The 18,492-nt window shown below is 68.4% G+C and carries 16 protein-coding genes; 9 read left to right on the forward strand and 7 right to left on the reverse strand.

The window, feature by feature from the left end; all coding sequences use genetic code 11:
- The first annotated feature begins 15 nt into the window (after positions 1 to 15).
- Together JDV09_RS00215 and JDV09_RS00220 are read left to right on the forward strand one after the other, a co-directional pair.
- On the forward strand, positions 16 to 873 hold the full coding sequence (locus JDV09_RS00215) for a universal stress protein (RefSeq protein ID WP_221367096.1): 858 nt from the start codon (positions 16 to 18) through the stop codon (positions 871 to 873).
- On the forward strand, positions 873 to 1,505 hold the full coding sequence (locus tag JDV09_RS00220) for a hypothetical protein (RefSeq protein WP_221367448.1): 633 nt from the start codon (positions 873 to 875) through the stop codon (positions 1,503 to 1,505). The genes JDV09_RS00215 and JDV09_RS00220 overlap by 1 nt, the downstream gene beginning before the upstream one ends.
- A 73-nt stretch (positions 1,506 to 1,578) precedes the next feature.
- On the opposite strand, the gene JDV09_RS00225 is transcribed toward JDV09_RS00220, so the two are convergent.
- Both JDV09_RS00225 and JDV09_RS00230 read right to left on the reverse strand, forming a co-directional pair.
- Positions 1,579 to 2,721, reverse strand: a complete 1,143-nt coding sequence (locus JDV09_RS00225) for an acyl-CoA dehydrogenase family protein (protein WP_221367097.1) — start codon at positions 2,719 to 2,721, stop codon at positions 1,579 to 1,581.
- A complete protein-coding gene (locus tag JDV09_RS00230; RefSeq protein ID WP_221367098.1) occupies positions 2,722 to 3,954 on the reverse strand; it encodes an acyl-CoA dehydrogenase family protein in 1,233 nt (410 codons plus the stop codon).
- A 260-nt stretch (positions 3,955 to 4,214) separates the two neighbouring features.
- On the opposite strand from JDV09_RS00230, the gene JDV09_RS00235 reads away from it, so the two are divergent.
- Positions 4,215 to 5,045 carry a hypothetical protein gene (locus tag JDV09_RS00235; RefSeq protein ID WP_221367099.1) on the forward strand — a complete coding sequence of 277 codons (831 nt, stop codon included), beginning with the start codon at positions 4,215 to 4,217 and terminating at the stop codon, positions 5,043 to 5,045.
- Position 5,046: 1 nt separating this feature from the next.
- On the opposite strand, the gene JDV09_RS00240 is transcribed toward JDV09_RS00235, so the two are convergent.
- The 3 genes from JDV09_RS00240 to JDV09_RS00250 are packed head-to-tail and all read right to left on the reverse strand — an operon-like array spanning position 5,047 to position 9,837.
- Positions 5,047 to 6,909 (reverse strand): putative bifunctional diguanylate cyclase/phosphodiesterase, encoded by a 1,863-nt coding sequence (locus JDV09_RS00240; RefSeq protein WP_221367100.1) that lies wholly within the window; start codon positions 6,907 to 6,909, stop codon positions 5,047 to 5,049.
- Positions 6,910 to 6,916: 7 nt separating this feature from the next.
- A complete protein-coding gene (locus JDV09_RS00245; RefSeq protein WP_221367101.1) occupies positions 6,917 to 9,091 on the reverse strand; it encodes an Rv1355c family protein in 2,175 nt (724 codons plus the stop codon).
- Positions 9,088 to 9,837: a hypothetical protein gene (locus tag JDV09_RS00250; protein WP_221367102.1), complete on the reverse strand. Its 750-nt coding sequence runs from the start codon at positions 9,835 to 9,837 to the stop codon at positions 9,088 to 9,090. Before JDV09_RS00250 ends, JDV09_RS00245 begins: the two co-directional genes overlap by 4 nt.
- 578 nt (positions 9,838 to 10,415) lie before the next feature.
- Between JDV09_RS00250 and JDV09_RS00255 the strand changes: the two genes are divergently transcribed.
- The 3 genes from JDV09_RS00255 (at position 10,416) to JDV09_RS00265 (ending at position 13,207) form a co-directional block, all read left to right on the forward strand.
- Positions 10,416 to 10,868, forward strand: coding sequence for a MaoC family dehydratase (locus tag JDV09_RS00255; RefSeq protein ID WP_221367103.1), 453 nt, complete (start codon positions 10,416 to 10,418; stop codon positions 10,866 to 10,868).
- Between the two features lie 105 nt (positions 10,869 to 10,973).
- On the forward strand, positions 10,974 to 12,314 hold the full coding sequence (locus JDV09_RS00260) for a flavin-containing monooxygenase (RefSeq protein ID WP_221367104.1): 1,341 nt from the start codon (positions 10,974 to 10,976) through the stop codon (positions 12,312 to 12,314).
- Positions 12,311 to 13,207: an alpha/beta hydrolase gene (locus tag JDV09_RS00265; protein WP_221367105.1), complete on the forward strand. Its 897-nt coding sequence runs from the start codon at positions 12,311 to 12,313 to the stop codon at positions 13,205 to 13,207. The genes JDV09_RS00260 and JDV09_RS00265 overlap by 4 nt, the downstream gene beginning before the upstream one ends.
- On the opposite strand, the gene JDV09_RS00270 is transcribed toward JDV09_RS00265, so the two are convergent.
- Positions 13,201 to 14,022 (reverse strand): mycofactocin-coupled SDR family oxidoreductase, encoded by an 822-nt coding sequence (locus JDV09_RS00270; protein WP_221367106.1) that lies wholly within the window; start codon positions 14,020 to 14,022, stop codon positions 13,201 to 13,203. The genes JDV09_RS00265 and JDV09_RS00270 overlap by 7 nt on opposite strands.
- Before the next feature lie 28 nt (positions 14,023 to 14,050).
- Positions 14,051 to 15,229, reverse strand: a complete 1,179-nt coding sequence (locus tag JDV09_RS00275; RefSeq protein ID WP_221367107.1) for an acyl-CoA dehydrogenase family protein — start codon at positions 15,227 to 15,229, stop codon at positions 14,051 to 14,053.
- 96 nt (positions 15,230 to 15,325) lie between these two features.
- Between JDV09_RS00275 and fabG the strand changes: the two genes are divergently transcribed.
- The 3 genes from fabG to JDV09_RS00290 are packed head-to-tail and all read left to right on the forward strand — an operon-like array spanning position 15,326 to position 18,488.
- A complete protein-coding gene (gene fabG, locus JDV09_RS00280; protein ID WP_308123958.1) occupies positions 15,326 to 16,066 on the forward strand; it encodes a 3-oxoacyl-ACP reductase FabG in 741 nt (246 codons plus the stop codon).
- A complete protein-coding gene (locus JDV09_RS00285; protein ID WP_221367109.1) occupies positions 16,063 to 17,295 on the forward strand; it encodes an acetyl-CoA C-acetyltransferase in 1,233 nt (410 codons plus the stop codon). The genes fabG and JDV09_RS00285 overlap by 4 nt, the downstream gene beginning before the upstream one ends.
- On the forward strand, positions 17,292 to 18,488 hold the full coding sequence (locus JDV09_RS00290) for an acyl-CoA dehydrogenase family protein (protein ID WP_221367110.1): 1,197 nt from the start codon (positions 17,292 to 17,294) through the stop codon (positions 18,486 to 18,488). Before JDV09_RS00285 ends, JDV09_RS00290 begins: the two co-directional genes overlap by 4 nt.
- Positions 18,489 to 18,492 lie beyond the last annotated feature (4 nt).

The following is an 18,492-nucleotide window of genomic DNA, read 5'->3' on the forward strand; positions in this document are numbered from 1 at the left end:
GCGCCCCTCGGCATCATGGTCGGTGTCGACGGATCGCCCGAGGCCAGGGTCGCCGTCGACTGGGCCGCCCGCGACGCCGCGATGCGCGGAGTCCCGCTGACCCTCGTGCACGTTCTGCCCGGCGCCGCTCTGCAGGCGTGGGTCCAGACGCCGCTGCCCCCGGATTACCTCACCGACGAGCAGGACACCGCCCACGAGATCCTGCGCGACGCGCTGAGCGTCGCGGAGGCCGCCACGGCCGGCGCCGAACACTTCTGCGTGCAGCAGAAGGTGGTCTCCGGGCAGGCCGTTCCCACGCTGGCCGACCTGACCAAGGATGCCGAGATGGTCGTCGTCGGCAGGCGCGGCCTCGGTAAGCTGGGCCGGCTGGTGCTCGGCTCGGTCAGTGCCGGGATGACGCAACATGCGCACTGCCCGGTGGCGGTGATCCACGACGAGGACCCGCTGATCCCGCACCCGTCGGAAGCGCCCGTCGTGGTGGGCATCGACGGCTCGCCCGCCTCCGAACTCGCCACCGCCGTCGCCTTCGACGAGGCGTCACGTCGCGGCGTGGATCTGGTCGCCGTGCACACCTGGAGCGACGCCGGCTACGAACTGCCCGACCAGGGGTGGTCCGAGGTACAGCCCGAGGAGGACATGCTGCTCGCCGAGCGGCTCGCCGGTTGGCAGGAGCGCTATCCCGATGTGACCGTGCAACGCGTGGTCCGCCGCGACCAGCCGGCGCACCGATTGTTGGAGGAGGCCGAGAAGGCGCAGCTGCTGGTGGTCGGCAGCCATGGCCGGGGCGGGTTCGCCGGAATGCTGCTCGGCTCGGTGGGCTCGCAGGTCGTGCAGTCCGCCAGGTCGCCGGTCATCGTCGCGAGGCAGTCGTGATCGGCCGCGCCCGGCCGTGGCTCGCCACGGCCGCGGCGCTGGCCGCAGCGGTCGTCGGCTACCGGACCCACGTTCGCCCCTGGATGTACTTCTGGGGTGCCACCCACGAAGAGATGGTCGAGGGCCTGCCGGGAGACGAACTCGTCGACGGCGCCGGACCGCGCACCACCCGCGCGGTGACGATCAACGCAGGCCCCGAGGCGGTGTGGCCGTGGCTGGTGCAGATCGGTGAGGATCGCGGCGGCTTCTACAGCTACAGCGCGCTCGAACGCGCGGTCGGCGCCGACATCCACAACGCCGATCGGATCCATCCGGAGTGGCAGGACCTGCAGGTCGGTGACACGGTGTGGCTGGCCCGCCGCGGCGGTGACCGGGCCAGGCAGGTGGTGGCGGCCCTGGAGCCCAAATCGTATCTGGTGCTGATGAACCCCGACGACTACGACAAGGTGCTGCGCGGCGAACGTGCTTCCGGCAGTTGGGCTTTCCACCTGCAGCCGGCCGGGGACCGGACCCGGCTGCTGGCGCGCGGCAACGGCGGCTCGGCCGGCAACCCGATCTTCGACATCGCGCACTTCGTCATGGAGCGCAAGATGCTCGACGGCATCCGGCGGCGGGCCGAGCGCAGCGGGTGACACCGGCCGTTCAGAATGGTCGGTGCAACTGTTGATCGTGACCGAAGGTGTTGCGCTACCGGTGCGTTGAGCGCTACCCCGTGCTCAGCCGCGCGTAGCGGCTGATGTGGTGGTCGGTCGACCCGAACTCGAACTGCAGCGCGGTGAGCCGCTTGAAGTAGTGGCCGATGGCAAGCTCCTCGGTCATCCCCATGCCGCCGTGCAGCTGGACCGCCTGCTGGCCGACGAACTGCGCCGCCCGGCCCGCCGTGGCCTTGGCGGCCGACACCGCCATGGCGCGGGTGGTGTCGTCGGCATCGAGTTTGAGCGTCGCCAGCAGCGTTGCCGCCGCGGCCTGTTCGACCTCCATGTACATGTCGACCATGCGGTGCTGCAGGACCTGGAAGCTGCCGATCGGCTGGCCGAACTGCTGACGTTGCTTGCAGTACTCCACGGTGTCGGCGAGCACCTTGCGCATTCCGCCCACGGCCTCCGCACAAACGGCGGTCGCACCTTCGTCGCGGGCCAGCGCGATCGATGGCCAGGCACCGCCTTCGACGCCCAGCAGGGCGGCCGCGGGCAGCCGCAGATAATGCATCACGATGTCGGAGGCGCGGTGGTCATCGATCGTGCGGTAGTGGAGAAACTCCAAACCCCCTGATGCGGAGCCGATGTCGACGAGGAACAGCGATATGCCCTCGGCGGCGTCCGGGGCGCCGGAGGTACGCGCGGTGATCAGCACATGGGATGCCAGCGGCGTGGAGGCGGACACGATCTTGGCCCCGCGCAGCACCCAGCCGCCGTCGTCCCGCTCGGCAACGGTCCGGACGTCCTGCCAGTGCTCGCCGGAGGTCGCCTCGGTCGCGGCCAACGTGACGATGGCGGTGCCCTCGACGAGCTTCTCCAACAGGTCGGTCGCGGCGGCACAGCCGGCGCGCCGCAGCAGGCCGGCGGCCACCACGGCGGTGTCGACGTAGGGCTCGATCACCAGCGCGTTGCCCAGCGCCTCGGCGATGAGCATCATCTCCACCGGACCGCCGCCGATTCCGCCGCATTCCTCGGGCAGCGCGGCGGCCAGAATCCCGAGCTCGTCCGCGAAGGACTTCCAGATGTCGGGCTGCCAGCCCAACCCGGTCTTGGCCGCCGACCGGCTCTTCTCGAGGTCGTAGCGGGTCGCGAGGAACTTCGTGAGCCCGTCGCGGAGCAGTGCCTGTTCGTCGTTCAGTGTGAAGTCCATCTAGAGCCCCAATGCTGCCTTGGCCAGAATGTTGCGCTGAATCTCGTTGCTGCCGGCGTAGATCGAACCGGCGCGGTCGTTGAAGTACCGCAGCGGGGCGACGGCCTGCCACGGCTCGCCGCTGACGTAGTCGCCGGCGGGTGGCTCGAAGTCGGCGATCGGTCCGCCGGGGCAGGTGGCATGCGGTTGGTACACCCGCCCGCGGGGTCCGGCCGCCTCCATCGCCAGCTCGGTGATCGCCTGGCTCAGCTCGGTTCCCAGCACCTTGAGCATCGAGGACTTGGCCCCGGGATTGCCGCCCGCCGCCACCACGGCCAGCACCTGGTACTCGAGGATCTCGAGCACCTCGGTGCGGATGCGGACATCGGCGAGCTTGCGGGCGAACGCGGGATCGTCGAGCAGTCGGCCCCCGCCGGGTCCGGGCTGCTCGGCGGCGACCGTGGCGATCTCCTCGGCCATCACCTGCAGAGCGGGGGCCGTGGACGCACCACCACGTTCGAACTCCAGCAGGTATTTGGCCACCGTCCAGCCGTCGTCGATCTGCCCGATCACATTGGACTTCGGCACCCGGACCTCGTCGAAGAACACCTGGTTCTGCACCTCTTCGCCCGAGGTCATGACCAGCGGCCGGATCTCGATGCCGGGGGAGGACATGTCGATCAGCACGAACGTGATGCCGCGCTGCTTCTTGTCCGACCGGGTGGTGCGGACCAGGGCGAACATCCAGTTCGCCTCCTGGGCGTGCGTGGTCCAGATCTTGCTGCCGGTGCAGACCAGGTGGTCTCCGTCGTCGCGCGCGGCCATCGACAACGCCGCGAGGTCCGAACCGGCCTCCGGCTCGGAGTACCCCTGGCAGAAGAACACCTCGCCGGTCAGGATTCGCGTGAGGAAGTAGTCCTTCTGTTCGGCGGAGCCGAACTTGATGATCGCGTGGGCCACCATCCGGATGCCCATCGGCGACAGGGACGGGGCGCCGGCCAGCGTCGATTCCCGGCTGAAGATGTAGTGCTGGGTCAGGCTCCAGTCGCAGCCGCCGTGCGCGACCGGCCATGCCGGGGCCGCCCAGCCCCGCTCGTGCAGGATCTGCTGCCACTGCATGCTGGCGTCGTGATCCGCGTAGACGCTGGTCATCAGCCGTCCCGCGCGACGCAGCTCGGGTGTGAGCTTCTCCTCGAGGAAGGCGCGTACCTCATCGCGGAATGCGAGGTCGGCCGCCGACCACTCCAGGTCCATCGAAAGTCCCCTCTCTCTGCACAGCTGCACACAGAGTAAACCTAGTTAGTTAAGTGGTGGAAACTCGGGGGTGTCCGACCAGGTGGCGGGCTTCGGCGGGAGCCGAGAGGCGGCACCGCCGGGACGGATTCGGTGGTAGCTTGATGTGTTGCCACAGTCCGTGATGGCAAATCCCCCTCGAGTGCCATCACGGCTGTGGTGACCAGCGAAATTGTTCCCTTCGCATCACCGCACACGCGGCCGACCGCCAAAAAGCAAATATGAGGCTGATAACCGTGGATGGTGGGACCGAGTGGCACGAGGATGTCGACGTGGTGTGCACCGACGCCGCGTTCGCGGGCTTGGCGACCGCGATCTCGACCCTCGCGGTCGGCGGGGAGGCCTTCGTGGCGAGCGCGGACCCAGCCGGCCCGGCGACACGGCGGGGCTGGTTCGGTGCCGACGTCGACGAGCCCGACACGACCGCCTACTTCCATGAACTGACAGCAGATCTGGACCTCGACGGCCTTCGTCGCCTCGACGATGAGCTTCCCATCCGGCTCGCCGGTGCGCAGCCCTCACGGGGACGGACCGCGCCGACCTTCGAAGGGGCGCGGCTGCGGGACTGGGCGGCGCGGTGCATCCCGTCCCCGACCGGATACCTCTACACCCGCGTCACCGACTGGCCGGCCACCGAGATGGAATCCGCCGATGGAGATCCCGTCGCCGTGACCGAGATCGGCGAGTTGACGGTCTCCGGCCGGGACACCTGGGCCGCGGTCGGCCAGTGGCTGGCCGCCGAGGCCGACGAGCGGGGGGTGCGGACCCATCCGGTCGCGCGTTTCGAGCGGCTGGTGTTCGAGCATGGTGTGGTCGTGGGTGCGGTGTTCGGCACCTCGGACGGTCCTCTGGCGGTGCGCGCCAGGCACGGGGTGTTGGTCTGCCGGGCAGTGCCGCCGATGGCGCCCGCCGCGAGCAGCGGCACGGCGTTCCGGGTCGCGCTCGTCGGTAAGGCCGCCAGCCGGTTCGGCCGCGTCGAACTGCTGACCGCGGACCCGGCCGGCGCGCACCGGATCGTGCCGGGCCGCGCGACGACGCCGCAGCCGCACTGAGTCAGAAATGTTGGCCGCCGGTGAATGTCACCGGAATGCACCCCTTGGCCAGAAGCGATTTCATTTCAGAGCCGGCGACGGGACGCGACAACAGGAAGCCCTGTGCCCGGTGACATCCGTGGCGCAACAGCGTCAACGCGGCGGCGTCGGTCTCGACTCCCTCGGCCACCAACTCGAGCCCGAACGCCTCGGCCAACGCGATGACGGCCCGGACGATCGCGAGGTCGCCCGGGTCGGAACCCAGTTCACGGACAAAGCTCTTGTCGATCTTGAGGGTGTCCACCGGAAGCGATTTCAGATGTGACAGCGCGCTGTAACCGGTGCCGAAATCGTCGATGGCGATCTGGATTCCGGCCTCCTTCAGTCGGGCCAGCGTTATCCGCGTGGTGTCGATGTCCTGCACCACCACACTCTCGGTGATCTCCAGGCAGACCGAGGACCGGTCCAGGGCGAACTCGTCGATGATGCCGGCGACGGATTCGACGAACTGGTCGCTCACCAACTGCACCGGAGAAACGTTGATGCGCAACACGATGTTGTTGCCGAGTGCGTGCGAGCGCCAGTCGGCGAACTCGGAGCAGGCGGTCCGCAGCACCCACCGCCCCAACTCGCCCGCCAGGTTGATCGACTCGGCCACGCCGATGAACGCGTCGGGCGCCAGCAGCCCGCGGGTCGGGTGCTGCCAGCGCACCAGGGCCTCGGCGGCCAGGATCTCGCCGGTCCGCATGTCCACCTCGGGCAGGTAGTGCAGCAGCAGCGCGCCGTTCTCGATCACGCTTTGTAGATGAAGCTCGATATCGTTGCGCAAGTCGCTCTTCATCGACATGTCGTCGGTGAACATCGCGACCTTGTTTCCGCCGGAGTTCTTCGCGGTAAGCACCGCCTGGTCGGCCCGGCGCAGCAGATCCGACGTGGTGTCCACCCCGGGTATCCCGAGTGCCACACCGATGCTCACGGTCCGGGTCAGCATCTCCCCGTCGATGGACACCCGCTCGCGCAGGTCCGACTGCAGGTGATGGGCCAACACCTCGGCGGCGTCGGCCTGCATCGGTTCTTCCGGCACCACCACGAACTCGTCACCGCCCAGTCGCGCGATCAGGGGGGACCCCTCGGCGCCGCGGCGGAGACGTTCGGCCAGGACCCGGATGAACGAGTCGCCCGCGGTGTGGCCGAGATAGTCGTTGATCGCCTTGAGTCGGTCGAGGTCGAAGAACAGCGCCGACACCGGACCCGGCTGACCGTCGGCCAGTCGCTCATCGAGATGCGCGAGCAGGGCGCGCCGGTTGGACAATCCGGTGAGGTCGTCGTGTTCGGCCAGGTAGCGCAGTTGCTCCTCGGCTGCGACGCGGGCCTGTACCTGCGCGAACAACGACGCGATCGCCTCGAGCGCGTTGAGCTCCTCCGGAGTCCATTCCCGGTCGCCGAACTTGATGAAACCCAGCGCGCCGGTGGTCACGTCGCCGGAGATCAACGGCGTGGCCGCCATCGAGGTCGCGGGCACGGCGCGGCTCTGCTCGATGCGCTTCTGGTAGTCGCCGGTGGCCGGCTCCGGGCGCAGCAGCACCGGCTTCTTCGCGTGTTCGGAGACGGCGAACACCGGGTCGGCATCGGCGAAGTACACCAACGCGAGCGGATCCGGGTCGGGGATGTTCGGTCGGACCGGCCATTCGGCGATCAGCCTCGAGGCGTGGATGGAGTGGTCGTTGTAGCGCAGGAAGCTCACGTCGACGCCGAGGTAGGAGACCAGGTCGGCCAGCACGTGTTGGCTGACCTGCACCGAGGTGGTCGCGGTCGCCGCCATCAGCTGCGTGGCCACCGACTTGACCATCTGGTCGAGGGTGCGCGGAACGGGGTTGTTCGACATCGTGGAGTCAGAATAAGGCCGGGCCGGCGTCGTCGAGCGGACGCCGGCGGCTGCGGACCGAAGCGGGTGGGGCGGAGGTGAGCCGTAGCGTCAGGATCTGCGACTCGCCGCTTCTCGTCGCCGTCAGGTGACGAAACCGTTGCTGTAGCTCGGTAAGCGACTGTGCGAATGCCGTTGAGAGTTGCCGCATTTCGGCCGCGTCGTGGCCGTAGAGGAAGACCGGCGAGATGGGCTGAACGGCAAGCCCGTGCCGTTGTGCCGTCAGCCACACGGCCTCGGCGGCCGCACCGCCGCGCGCATACCCGGTGAGCGAGGGGTCCGTTCCCACGACAACCGCGAGCGCCGAGCTGGTGGATATCCGCGTGCCGGTGTCGATGCCCAGCCCCGCGCCTGCGTTCCAGGATGCCAGCAAGGACATGACCTCGGTGCGCTTGAGGATGTCGAGGATGACGATCTCGCTCTGGCTCAACTCGAGGCTGCGTACGTCGATGCCGGTGTCGGGGCAGTCGTCACCGGGCCACCGCAGCTCTGAGGTCATCTCCGCGTGTAGCCGTTCCGTCAGGTATCTGATCCGGTCGGAGTCGGCGAGTACGGCGCCGGCCCGGTCGAGGGTTGAGCGGTCGGTGATCAGCTGGAGTCGGGCCCCCTCACGGCGGGCTGCGGCATGCAGCGCGGCCGCGGTGTCGGCCGGCACCGCGGTCGGGGCGCCGCGGCGCCGGTTGGTCTCCCGCGCAGCCAGTTCCGGCTGCAGCCGGGCCAGTTCGGCATCGCCGCCCGGCGCGGTCAGATCGACGGTGGCGGTGAGCGGTGAAGCACCACCGTCCTGCACGATCTCGACGGCGGCGTCGATGCCCTGCGCGGCGGCCGCCACCCGCGCATTGAAGACCGCGGCACCCACCGCGACGGCGCTGCCGCGGAACTCGACGTCCATCAGCGACGTGCGCTCCGGTGCCAGCCGGATCACGACCGCGTTCGGGGTCTGCTCGATGTGCCATGGCTGGGAATTGCCCCCGGATGGGGCCCGATTGGCGGCAAGGGCGACCGCCCGCACCGCGGTGGGTGGCGACGTCGCGGGTGAATCGGCGGGCGCCACCGGTTCGGTTCGTGGCGCCTCTGCGAAGCCGGCGGTCGGATCGGCCAGCCTGTTCAGCACGGCCGACATGTCGGTGCGGATCCGCCCGGACGGAAGGGGCTCGCCCAGACCGATTCGGCGTACCGCCTCGGCTACCGCGGAGGCTCCGATCAGAACGTCTCCGATCACCTGGGGCCAGGTCGCCAGCGTGTGGCCGACTTCGACCAGAGATGCTGCGGCGCGGGGGGACAGGCTTGCGCCCTCGAGGATCCTCAGAACATGCGGAACCTTGTCCTTGTTGTCCAGGCCGGCCAGTGCGGCAGCGTCCAGTCCGCCCAGCAGGCCGTGGAACACGGGCCGGTCGGGTTCCAGGTCGAACCGTTCCACGTCGACGAGGCCGCGGTCGCTGGTTGCCATCAGGACCGGTTGTCCGCGCCGGCGGGCCGCCTCGCGCACCAGTGCCTTGACGTCGAGAGAGTCGCATTCCTCGATGACGATGTCGAGGCCGTCGAGGAAGCCGTCGATTGTCCCGGCGGTCAGGGCGGAATCGTGCACCAGCACAGGGAGATACGGATCGATCTCGGCGATCCTGCGGGCCGCTGCGGTGGCCTTGTTCACCCCGATGTCGAAAACCGTTGCCGGAACCCGGTTGAGGTTCGACAGCTCGAGTTCGTCGAAATCGGCCAACTGCAGCTCACCGCACAGAGCCTGCATCGCGAGTGTGTGGGCGATCGCGTGACCGACGCTGAGCCCGATGATGCCCACGCGGAGCGACGCGAGCTTCTGGTGTTCCTCGGTCGTGATCAGATGGCGGTTGCGGTCGGTGCGCACCCGTGCGTAGGCGCGTGGACCGAGGATTCCGACGAGGGCGCGTCGCCACGGGTAATACGCCCAGCGGCGGGGCTCTTCGGTGAACTCGGGTCCGGGCGCGGGAAGCAGACCGGCGAGGGTGGCCGCCTGCTCGGCGGTCCGGTCGAGGACCGTGACGGCGGGGTCGCCGCGTAACGCCTCGACGGCGTGCGCGCCGTCCGGCGTGCTGGGATCGAGCACGATGGCGGCCGCGGCATCCCCGGTGCCGGTCGCATACCTATCAACTTGCTCCGACGTCACAGGGCGTTGTTGCGAAGCAAATCGGCCTCGTCGGAGTCGGGCCGGGCCCGGTCGATCACCAGGAGCTCGGTGAAGATCTTCGACACCTGGTCGGGTTCGGCGTGGCGGATGAAGGCTCGACGGTCCCACCACATCATCTTGGTGCGGTAGCGGGGGTCGGGATACGGCGTTGCCGGAATCGGTGCGACCACGCCGCCGGAGGAGCGCCACTTGTCGAGCACATGAACCGCGGAGGTGGCCATGCAGAACTGCAGGTCCAATGCCGCCATCGCGTGAAACGCAGTACGTGCCAGTACTCGGGTGAGCCCCTTGCTGCGATCGGCATCGTCGGTGACGAACCCGGTCTTCATCTCCAGCACGCCGAACGGCACCCGGTCGTCGATCATCTTCCGCACCGCCGCCAGGCCCGGCCGGCCGTCCCATTCGACGACGGCATGGGAATTGTCGGCGCAACGCAGCGGCCCCTTGGCGCGAACCCCACCGATCACCAGGCCGGATGTGTCGAGGATGGCCCAGAAGATCGCGGTGTCGTGACCGTCGCGGATGGCATCGATGTCGAGCGCCCGCTGCACCCCGTGCTTGCGGTAGCTGCGATCAGCGCCCCGCAGGTAGTCCAGCCACAGGTCGCGATCCAGCGCCGGCCGCGACATCACCAAAGTGCACTCGGCGTCGGCGTCCCACCAGCTGTGTCGGCGCGTGAGTCGGAAATCGCGGCGTTCCGCGAATTCCAGCGTTGCAGCGGACATCGTTTTCCCATCGTTTCGACCGCCGTACCTGGGCGGCCGAACTGTCTGTACCCGGCATTGTTTGAACGCGACATGATCAGTATGTCGCGTGATGGCGTCAATTCCAGCTAGCCGGCGAAAATTTTCCTGGGCACGCATTGCTCTTTGTCGTGTGTAGTAGCCGGATGGCGACTGTTCGCGCCACAAGGCAATCTCGAATTTCCGGCAACGTACTGCCTCAGGCCAGTATATCGGGGCATGGCGAACGTTGAAACTGGAGTCGTTTGCCCTTTTATCTGGGTGATCTGCATTTCACTGTGAGATCCCGCTAACTTACGTCAACCTACCGGCGGCTTGTGGATCGGGGCGCAGCGCGGGGCCGGTGCGATACGGTCGCTTCGCCGGCAGGTCTTTGCTGACCTTGCCGAACGGCTTCGCTGTGCGGCGATGCGCAACCGCCGCATCCACGCAATCGTGGCGGGGCTGCCGAGTTCACGGGTGGTCGACCATGCTGTGATCGGCGACACGACCCTGTGGCAACGTGGACCGGCATGGTCAAATCGGTGCCGGAGAACCGCCCGACGTCAAAGGAGACAACTGTGAAGAAGTTCGACGGCCTGGCCGAATTCGTCGCCGCCGAAGGCACCGAACTCGGTCCCACCGAATGGCTGGAAATCACCCAGGAACGGGTCAATCTGTTCGCTGACGCCACCGATGATCACCAGTGGATTCACGTCGACCCCGAGCGTGCGGCCAGTGGCCCGTTCGGCGGAACCATCGCCCACGGATTGCTGACGTTGTCGCTGCTGCCGCACTTCACCCACCAGCTCTACACCGTCGACAACGTCGCGATGGCGATCAACTACGGCTACAACAAGGTCCGCTTCATCACCCCGGTCCGCGTCGGGGCCATGTTGCGGGCACGCGCGCGGATCGCGTCGGTCGCCCAGCTCGACAACGCGGTGCAGGCGACGCTGGCCACCACGGTCGAGATCGAGGGCACCGAGAAGCCGGCCGCCATCGCCGAGTCGATCGTGCGCTTCATCGGCTGACGCGGCGGCCGCCGGCCCGCCCACCCCGGCTCGCTTCACGGGTGTCAGGAACCGTTGACGTACGTCAAAAACGTTCGTAGATTGCGTGACGGCGGGAGGAGCGACGTGGACCACAGACACCCGCAGGTTGCGGTGATCGGCGCCGGCATCAGCGGCCTGACGGCCGGCAAGATGCTCAAGGACTACGGCGTCGACTACACCACCTTCGAGAGTTCGGACCGCATCGGCGGCAACTGGGCGTTCGCCAATCCCAACGGGCACAGCAGCGCCTACCGCTCGTTGCACATCGACACCTCGAAGGATCGGCTGTCCTTCAAGGACTATCCGATGCCCGAACATTTCCCGTCGTTCCCGCACCACAGCCAGATCAAGTCCTATCTCGACGACTACGCGGCGGCATTCGGGCTCCTGGAACACATCGAGTTCGGCAACGCCGTGATGCAGGCGGGGCGGGAGGATGCCGGCGGCTGGCGCATCCTCGATCAGTCGGGAGCCGAGCGGCGCTTCGACCTGTTGGTGGTGGCCAACGGCCACCACTGGGATCCCCGGCTGCCGGACTTTCCCGGATCGTTCTCCGGGGAGTCGATCCACTCCCACGCCTACATCGATCCACAGACCCCGCTGGAGCTGACCGGCAAGCGCATCCTCGTCGTCGGCATCGGGAACAGCGCCGCCGACATCACCGTCGAGCTGTCGTCGAAGGCGTTGCGCAATCAGGTCACGTTGTCGACGCGGTCCAGCGCGTGGATCGTGCCGAAGTACATCGCGGGACGTCCCGGCGACACCCTGTTCCGGACCTCGCCCCACCTCCCACTGTCGTGGCAACGCAAGGCCGTTCAGCTGATCGCACCGATGCTGGGCACCGACCCGACGATGTACGGCCTGCCGCCCGCCGACCACAAGTTGTTCGAGGCGCACCCCACCCAGTCGGTCGAGCTTCCGCTGCGGCTCGGATCCGGGGACGTGGTCCCGAAGCCGAACGTCGCCCGCCTCGACGGGGACACCGTGCATTTCGTCGACGGGACCAGTGACGGGTTCGACGTCATCGTCTACGCCACCGGGTACAACATCACCTTTCCGTTCTTCGATCCGGGATTCCTCAGCGCCCCGGACAACCAGTTGCGGCTCTACAAGCGGATGTTCAAACCGGGCATCGACGACCTGGTCTTCATCGGCTTCGCCCAGTCGGTGCCGACGCTGTTCCCGTTCGTGGAATGCCAGTCCCGGTTGCTGGCCGCCTACGCCATCGGGCGCTATGCGCTTCCGCCGGTCGAGGAGATGGAACGGGTGATCGACGCCGATCAGCAGCTGCACGCCGGGCATTGCACCGACCGGCCACGCCACACCCAGCAGGTCGACTACTTCGTCTACGAACACGACCTGCGCAAACGCGAACTGCCGGCGGGTGCCCGACGCGCCGGGCGCGCTCCGGGGGTGCCGCGATGACGCCCGCCGAGGTCACCTTCCGCGTCGATGGCGTCGCTTGCAGAGCCTGGCATTTCGTGGGAGAGGACGCCGGCCGCGAGCGCCCGGTGGTGGTGATGGCACACGGTTTCGGCGGCACCAAGGACTCCGGGCTCGAACCGTTCGCCAAGCGGCTCGGCGCAGCGGGCGTGGATGTGCTGGCGTTCGACTACCGCTGCTTCGGTGCATCCGAAGGCGAACCACGGCAATCGCTTTCGGTGCGCCGGCAGATCGAGGACTACCACGGCGCGGTCGCGGCGGCCAAGCGGCTGGACGGCGTCGACCCGGCCGGCATCGTGCTGTGGGGGGTGTCGTTCTCCGGCGGTCACGTGCTGCGGGTCGGCGGCGAACGCGACGACATCGCCGCGGTGATCTCGCTGACCCCACTCACCAGTGGAGCGGCGGTCGGCCGGGCCGCGATGGCCTCGCGCGAGACGCTGACCGCGCTGCGCTGGTCGCTGGCCGGTGTCAAGAGCAGGCTCGCGGTGGCACGCGGCCGGGCGCCCACGCTGATGCCGCTGGTCTCACCGGTCGGCGAGCCGGGTGCGCTGGCCCTCGACGGCGCCTACGAGAGCTATCTGTCGCTGGCCGGACCGACCTGGCGCAACGAGATCGACTGTTCGGTCGGCCTGGAGGTCCTCGGTGTGCGGACCGCCCCGGCGGTCAAGCGGCTGGGCTGCCCGCTGCTGGTCCAGATCGCCGACTTCGACCAGTACGTCCCCGCCGACGCGGTGGCCGCGACGGCGGCCAAGGGCCGGGCCCAGGTGCACCACTATCCCTGCGACCACTTCGACGTTTGGCCGGGCCACGACTGGTTCGACAAGACCGTCGCCGACCAGATCGCGTTCCTGGGCCGGGTGTTCGGCGCTCAGTAGACGCTGGAGCCCTGGTCGACGGGCAGCGCGCACGCGGTTACGTACTTCGACTCGTCGCCGGCCAGCCAGCAGACCGCGTCGGCGATGTCCTCGGCCTGCACGGCCCAGGTCGGCAGGAACGGCGTCATCATGTGCGACAGCGCGGGGTTGGTCTCCATCGCCTTGCCCAGTTGGGTGACCATGTCGCCGGTGCCCATGTCGGTCAGCACCGGCCCGGGGTGGACGCTGTTCACCCGGATCGAGTGCCTGCCCAACTCGGCGGCGAACGCCCGGGCCATGCCGGTGACCGCGTGCTTGCTGGCGGTGTAGTGGATCATGAACGGCTGCAGCTTGATTCCGGCAGCCGAGCTGATCAGGATGATCGAGCCGCCGCGTCCACCGTCGATGATCGCCGGTGCCCCGGCCATCACGGTGTTCCAGGTCCCGGTGACGTTGATGTCCATCACGTCGCGAAAGTCTTCGGGACGGATCTGGTCCCACACCTGCGGCGCGGACACCCCGGCATTGGCGACGATGACGTCGAGGCGGCCGAATTCGGACACCCCCGTGTCGACGGCGGCGCGGAGACCTTCGATGTCGCGGGTGTCGACCACCGAGGCCCGGATCCGCCGGCCGGTCTTCTCCACCAGCCGGACGGTCTCGGCAAGGTCCTCGGGTGTGGCGGGCTGGTAGGGCACACACGGCGGCAGGGGCCCGGCGATGTCGACGGCGATGATGTCGGCGCCTTCGCCGGCCATCCGGACCGCATGTGCGCGACCCTGCCCGCGAGCCGCCCCGGTGATGAACGCGACCCGCCCGGTCAGCTTGCCGCTCATACGTGCCCTCTGCTCTTCGCGTAAGCGCTCATCGGTTGGCGGCCTTCTTGGCGGACCTCACCAACCCGCCGCCGATGATCAACCGCTGGATCTCGCTGGTGCCCTCGTAGAGGCGCAGCAGCCGCACATCCCGGTAGATCCGTTCCACCGGGACCTCGCGCATGTATCCGCTGCCGCCGTGGATCTGCACCGCGAGATCGGCCACCCGGCCGGCCATCTCGGTGCAGAACAGCTTGGCCGCCGATGGTGCGATCCGGCGGTCCTGCCCGGTGACCCACTGCTGTGCGGTCTCCCGGACCAGGGCGCGGCCGGCCAGTACGCCGGTCTGCTGGTCGGCGATCATCGCCTGCACCAGCTGGAAGTCGCCGATCGGCGTGCCGCCCTGGGTCGCGGTGGCGGCGTAGTCCACCGACTCGTCGAGCGCGCGCTGGGCGGTGCCGACCGCGAGCGCCGCGATGTGCACCCGGCCGCGGGCCAGCGACGTCATCGCCGCCCGGTATCCGATGTCCTCGTTGCCGCCGACCAGTGCGCCGTCGGGGACCGTGACGTCGGTGAAGCTCACGTCGGCCGTCCAGGCGCCTTCCTGGCCCATCTTCTTGTCCTTGGCCCCGACCTCGACGCCGGGGGTGTCCGCGGGCACCAGGAAGACGGCGATGCCGGCGCCCTCGTCGTCGGCGGGTCGGCTCCTGGCGAAGGTCACGAACAGATCGGCGGTCGGCGCGTTGGTGATGAAGCGCTTCTGGCCGTTGATGATCCAGTTCCCGGCGGCGTCGCGCACAGCCTTGGTGCGCAGGCCGGACGGGTTGGAACCGGCACCGGGCTCGGTCAGGGCGAAGGACGCGACCACGTCGCCGGACGCGATTCGCTCGAGCCACGTCGCCTTCTGTTCGTCGGTGCCGTACCCGACCAGCACCTGACCGGCGATGCCGTTGTTGGTGCCGAACATGGAACGGAGCGCCAGCGACGTGTAGCCCAGCTCCATCGCGAGCTCGACGTCCTGCGCGAGGTCGAGACCGAGTCCGCCCCACTCCTGCGGGATCGCATAGCCGAACAGGCCCATCTTCTTGGCCTGATCGCGCAGGTCGTCGGGAACCCGGTCGTCGGCGAGGATCTCCTGTTCGCGGGGCACGACCGCGGTTCGGACGAAGTGGCGCGTCTGCGTCAGGATCTCCCGGAAATCGTCGTCGCTGACGTCGGTTGTGCCCATCGGTGCGCTCCTCCGAGTTATGCTTTTCAAATATCCTATATGAAATACGATAGGCCCCGAAGGAGTGCCTACACGACACGAGGATGGGTGGAACGGGTGTCACTGCTGACAGGTCAGACCGCCGTGGTCACCGGGGGAGCCCAGGGGCTGGGGCTGGCGATCGCGCAACGGTTCGTCGACGAAGGAGCGCGGGTGGTGCTCGGCGACCTCAACGCCGAGGCGACCGAGGCGGCCGCGGAGAAACTCGGTGGCCCCGAGGTGGCCCGCGCGGTGCGCTGCGACGTCACCAGCGCCGCCGACGTCGAGGCGCTGGTCGCCGCCGCGGTGGACGGTTTCGGCGGGCTGGACATCATGGTCAACAATGCGGGGATCACGCGCGACGCCACGATGCGCAAGATGAGCGAGGACGATTTCGACACGGTGATCGCGGTCCACCTCAGGGGCACCTGGAACGGGTTGCGGGCCGCCGCTGCGGTGATGCGGGAGAACAAGCGCGGAGCCATCGTCAACATGTCCTCGATCTCCGGCAAGGTCGGCATGATCGGGCAGACCAACTACTCGGCCGCCAAGGCCGGCATCGTCGGGATGACGAAAGCCGCCGCCAAGGAACTCGCCTACCTGGGGGTGCGGGTCAACGCCATCCAACCCGGGCTGATCCGTTCGGCGATGACCGAGGCCATGCCACAACGCATCTGGGACTCGAAGGTGGCCGAGGTGCCGATGGGCCGCGCCGGTGAGCCGGACGAGGTGGCCAAGGTGGCGCTGTTCCTGGCCTCCGACCTGTCGTCCTACATGACGGGAACCATCCTCGAGGTCACCGGGGGACGGCACCTGTGACGCGCGACGTCGTCGTCTGCGAGCCGGTGCGCACGCCGATCGGGCGCTACAACGGCATGTTCAAGTCGCTGACGGCCGTCGATCTCGGGGTCGCGGCGCTCACCGGACTGCTGCAGCGCACCGGCGTGGCGCCCGACGCCGTGGAAGACGTGATCGTCGGCCACTGCTATCCCAGCATGGAGGCGCCGGCGATCGGGCGGGTGATCGCGCTGGACGCCGGTCTGCCGGTCACCGTGCCGGGGATGCAGATCGACCGGCGGTGCGGATCGGGGCTGCAGGCCGTGATCCAGGCGTGCATGCAGGTCGCCGCTGGTGCCAACGATCTCGTGGTGGCCGGCGGCGCCGAGTCGATGAGCAACGTCGTGTTCCACTCGACCGACATGCGCTGGGGCGGGGCCCGAGGTGGCATCACGGTGCACGATGCGCTGACGCGCGGACGGACCACGGCCGGGGGCAAGAACCACCCGGTCCCCGGCGGCATGCTCGAGACCGCCGAGAACCTGCGCAGGCAGTACGGCATTGGCCGGGAAGAGCAGGACGAACTGGCGGTGCTGTCGCATCAGCGGGCCGTCGCGGCCCGCAAGGACGGCCTGCTGGCCGAGACGATCATCCCGGTGACCGTGCGCACCCGCACCGGCGACGACGTGATCGACACCGACGAGCATCCCCGCGCCGACACCTCGATGGAATCGCTGGCCAAGCTCAAACCCGTTCTCGGCAAGGACGATCCGGATGCGACCGTGACCGCGGGCAACTCCAGCGGCCAGAACGACGCCGCATCGATGTGCGTGGTGACCACGGCCGAGAAGGCCGCCGAGCTCGGATTGACCCCGCTGGTCCGGATGGTGTCGTGGGCGGTGGCCGGGGTGGCCCCCAACGTGATGGGCATCGGGCCGGTGCCGGCCACCGGGGCCGCGCTCGGCAGGGCCGGGCTTTCGCTGGCCGACATGGACCTCATCGAGCTCAACGAGGCCTTCGCCGCCCAGGCCCTGGCCTGTATGCGCGAGTGGGGTTTCTCGGCAACGGATCTGGACCGCACCAACGTGCACGGATCCGGTATCTCGATCGGGCATCCGGTCGGCGCGACCGGTGGCCGCATGCTGGCCACCCTGGCGCGCGAACTGCACCGCCGCGGCGGCCGATACGGCCTGGAGACCATGTGCATCGGCGGCGGCCAAGGGTTGGCCGCGGTCTTCGAAAACGTCTCGGGGAAAGGCAACGCCGCGTGACCAGACTCGCCCAGACCCTCGGGCTCACCGAGTTCCAGACCGAGATCGTCGCGACGGTGCGGCAATTCGTCGACAAGGAGATCATTCCCAGCGCCCAGGAGCTCGAACACGCCGACACCTATCCGCAGGCCATCGTCGACGCGATGCGGGAGATGGGCCTGTTCGGGTTGATGATCCCCGAGGAATACGGCGGGTTGGGCGAGTCGCTGCTGACCTACGCGCTGTGCGTCGAGGAACTGGCCCGCGGTTGGATGAGCGTGTCCGGGGTGATCAACACCCATTTCATCGTCGCCTACATGATCCGCCAGCACGGCACCGACGATCAGAAGCGCTACTACCTGCCGAAGATGGCCACCGGGGAGACCAGGGGCGCGTTCTCGATGTCCGAACCCGAGCTCGGCTCCGATGTCGCGGCCATCCGCACCCGGGCCGTCAAACAGCCCGGCAGCGGTGACTATGTGATCGACGGTCAGAAGATGTGGCTGACCAACGGCGGCAGTTCCACCCTGGTCGCGGCCCTGGTCCGCACCGACGAGGGCGCCGACAGGCCGCACCGCAACCTCACCGCGTTCCTGATCGAGAAGCCCTCGGGTTTCGGCGAGGTGTTGCCCGGCCTGACCATCCCGGGCAAGCTCGACAAGCTCGGGTACAAGGGCATCGACACCACCGAGCTGATCTTCGACGGGTATCGGGCCGAGGCGACCGACATCCTCGGTGCGGCGCCCGGGCAGGGCTTCTTCCAGATGATGGACGGTGTCGAGGTCGGGCGGGTCAACGTGTCCGCGCGGGCCTGCGGTGTGGGTGTCCGCGCGTTCGAGTTGGCGGTGCGCTATTCCCAGCAGCGCAGCACGTTCGGCAAGCCGATCGCCGAGCATCAGGCGATTGCGTTCCAGTTGGCCGAGATGGCCACCAAGGTGGAGGCCGCGCATCTGATGATGGTCAACGCGGCGCGGCTGAAGGACTCCGGCGAGCGCAACGACGTCGCCGCAGGCATGGCGAAGTACTTCGCCAGCGAGGTGTGTGCCGAGGTCACCCAGCAGAGCTTCCGGATCCACGGCGGGTACGGGTATTCCAAGGAGTACGAGATCGAACGCCTGATGCGGGATGCGCCTTTCCTGCTGATCGGTGAGGGCACCAGCGAGATCCAGAAGAACATCATCAGCAAGCGGCTGCTCGCGGACTACCGGGTGTAGCGCC

The organism is Mycolicibacterium xanthum, from assembly GCF_019710635.1.
GTDB classification, from domain to species: Bacteria; Actinomycetota; Actinomycetes; order Mycobacteriales; family Mycobacteriaceae; genus Mycobacterium; species Mycobacterium xanthum.

Bases quoted from the DNA above. Each gene is read 5' to 3' on its own strand.
- JDV09_RS00275 (WP_221367107.1), bottom strand. From the start codon at position 15,229: ATGGGCACAACCGACGTCAGCGACGACGATTTCCGGGAGATCCTGACG.
- JDV09_RS00265 (WP_221367105.1), top strand. From the start codon at position 12,311: ATGACGCCCGCCGAGGTCACCTTCCGCGTCGATGGCGTCGCTTGCAGA.
- JDV09_RS00225 (WP_221367097.1), bottom strand. From the start codon at position 2,721: ATGGACTTCACACTGAACGACGAACAGGCACTGCTCCGCGACGGGCTC.
- JDV09_RS00250 (WP_221367102.1), bottom strand. From the start codon at position 9,837: ATGTCCGCTGCAACGCTGGAATTCGCGGAACGCCGCGATTTCCGACTC.
- JDV09_RS00215 (WP_221367096.1), top strand. From the start codon at position 16: ATGGTCGGTGTCGACGGATCGCCCGAGGCCAGGGTCGCCGTCGACTGG.
- JDV09_RS00270 (WP_221367106.1), bottom strand. From the start codon at position 14,022: ATGAGCGGCAAGCTGACCGGGCGGGTCGCGTTCATCACCGGGGCGGCT.
- JDV09_RS00230 (WP_221367098.1), bottom strand. From the start codon at position 3,954: ATGGACCTGGAGTGGTCGGCGGCCGACCTCGCATTCCGCGATGAGGTA.
- JDV09_RS00240 (WP_221367100.1), bottom strand. From the start codon at position 6,909: ATGTCGAACAACCCCGTTCCGCGCACCCTCGACCAGATGGTCAAGTCG.
- JDV09_RS00235 (WP_221367099.1), top strand. From the start codon at position 4,215: ATGAGGCTGATAACCGTGGATGGTGGGACCGAGTGGCACGAGGATGTC.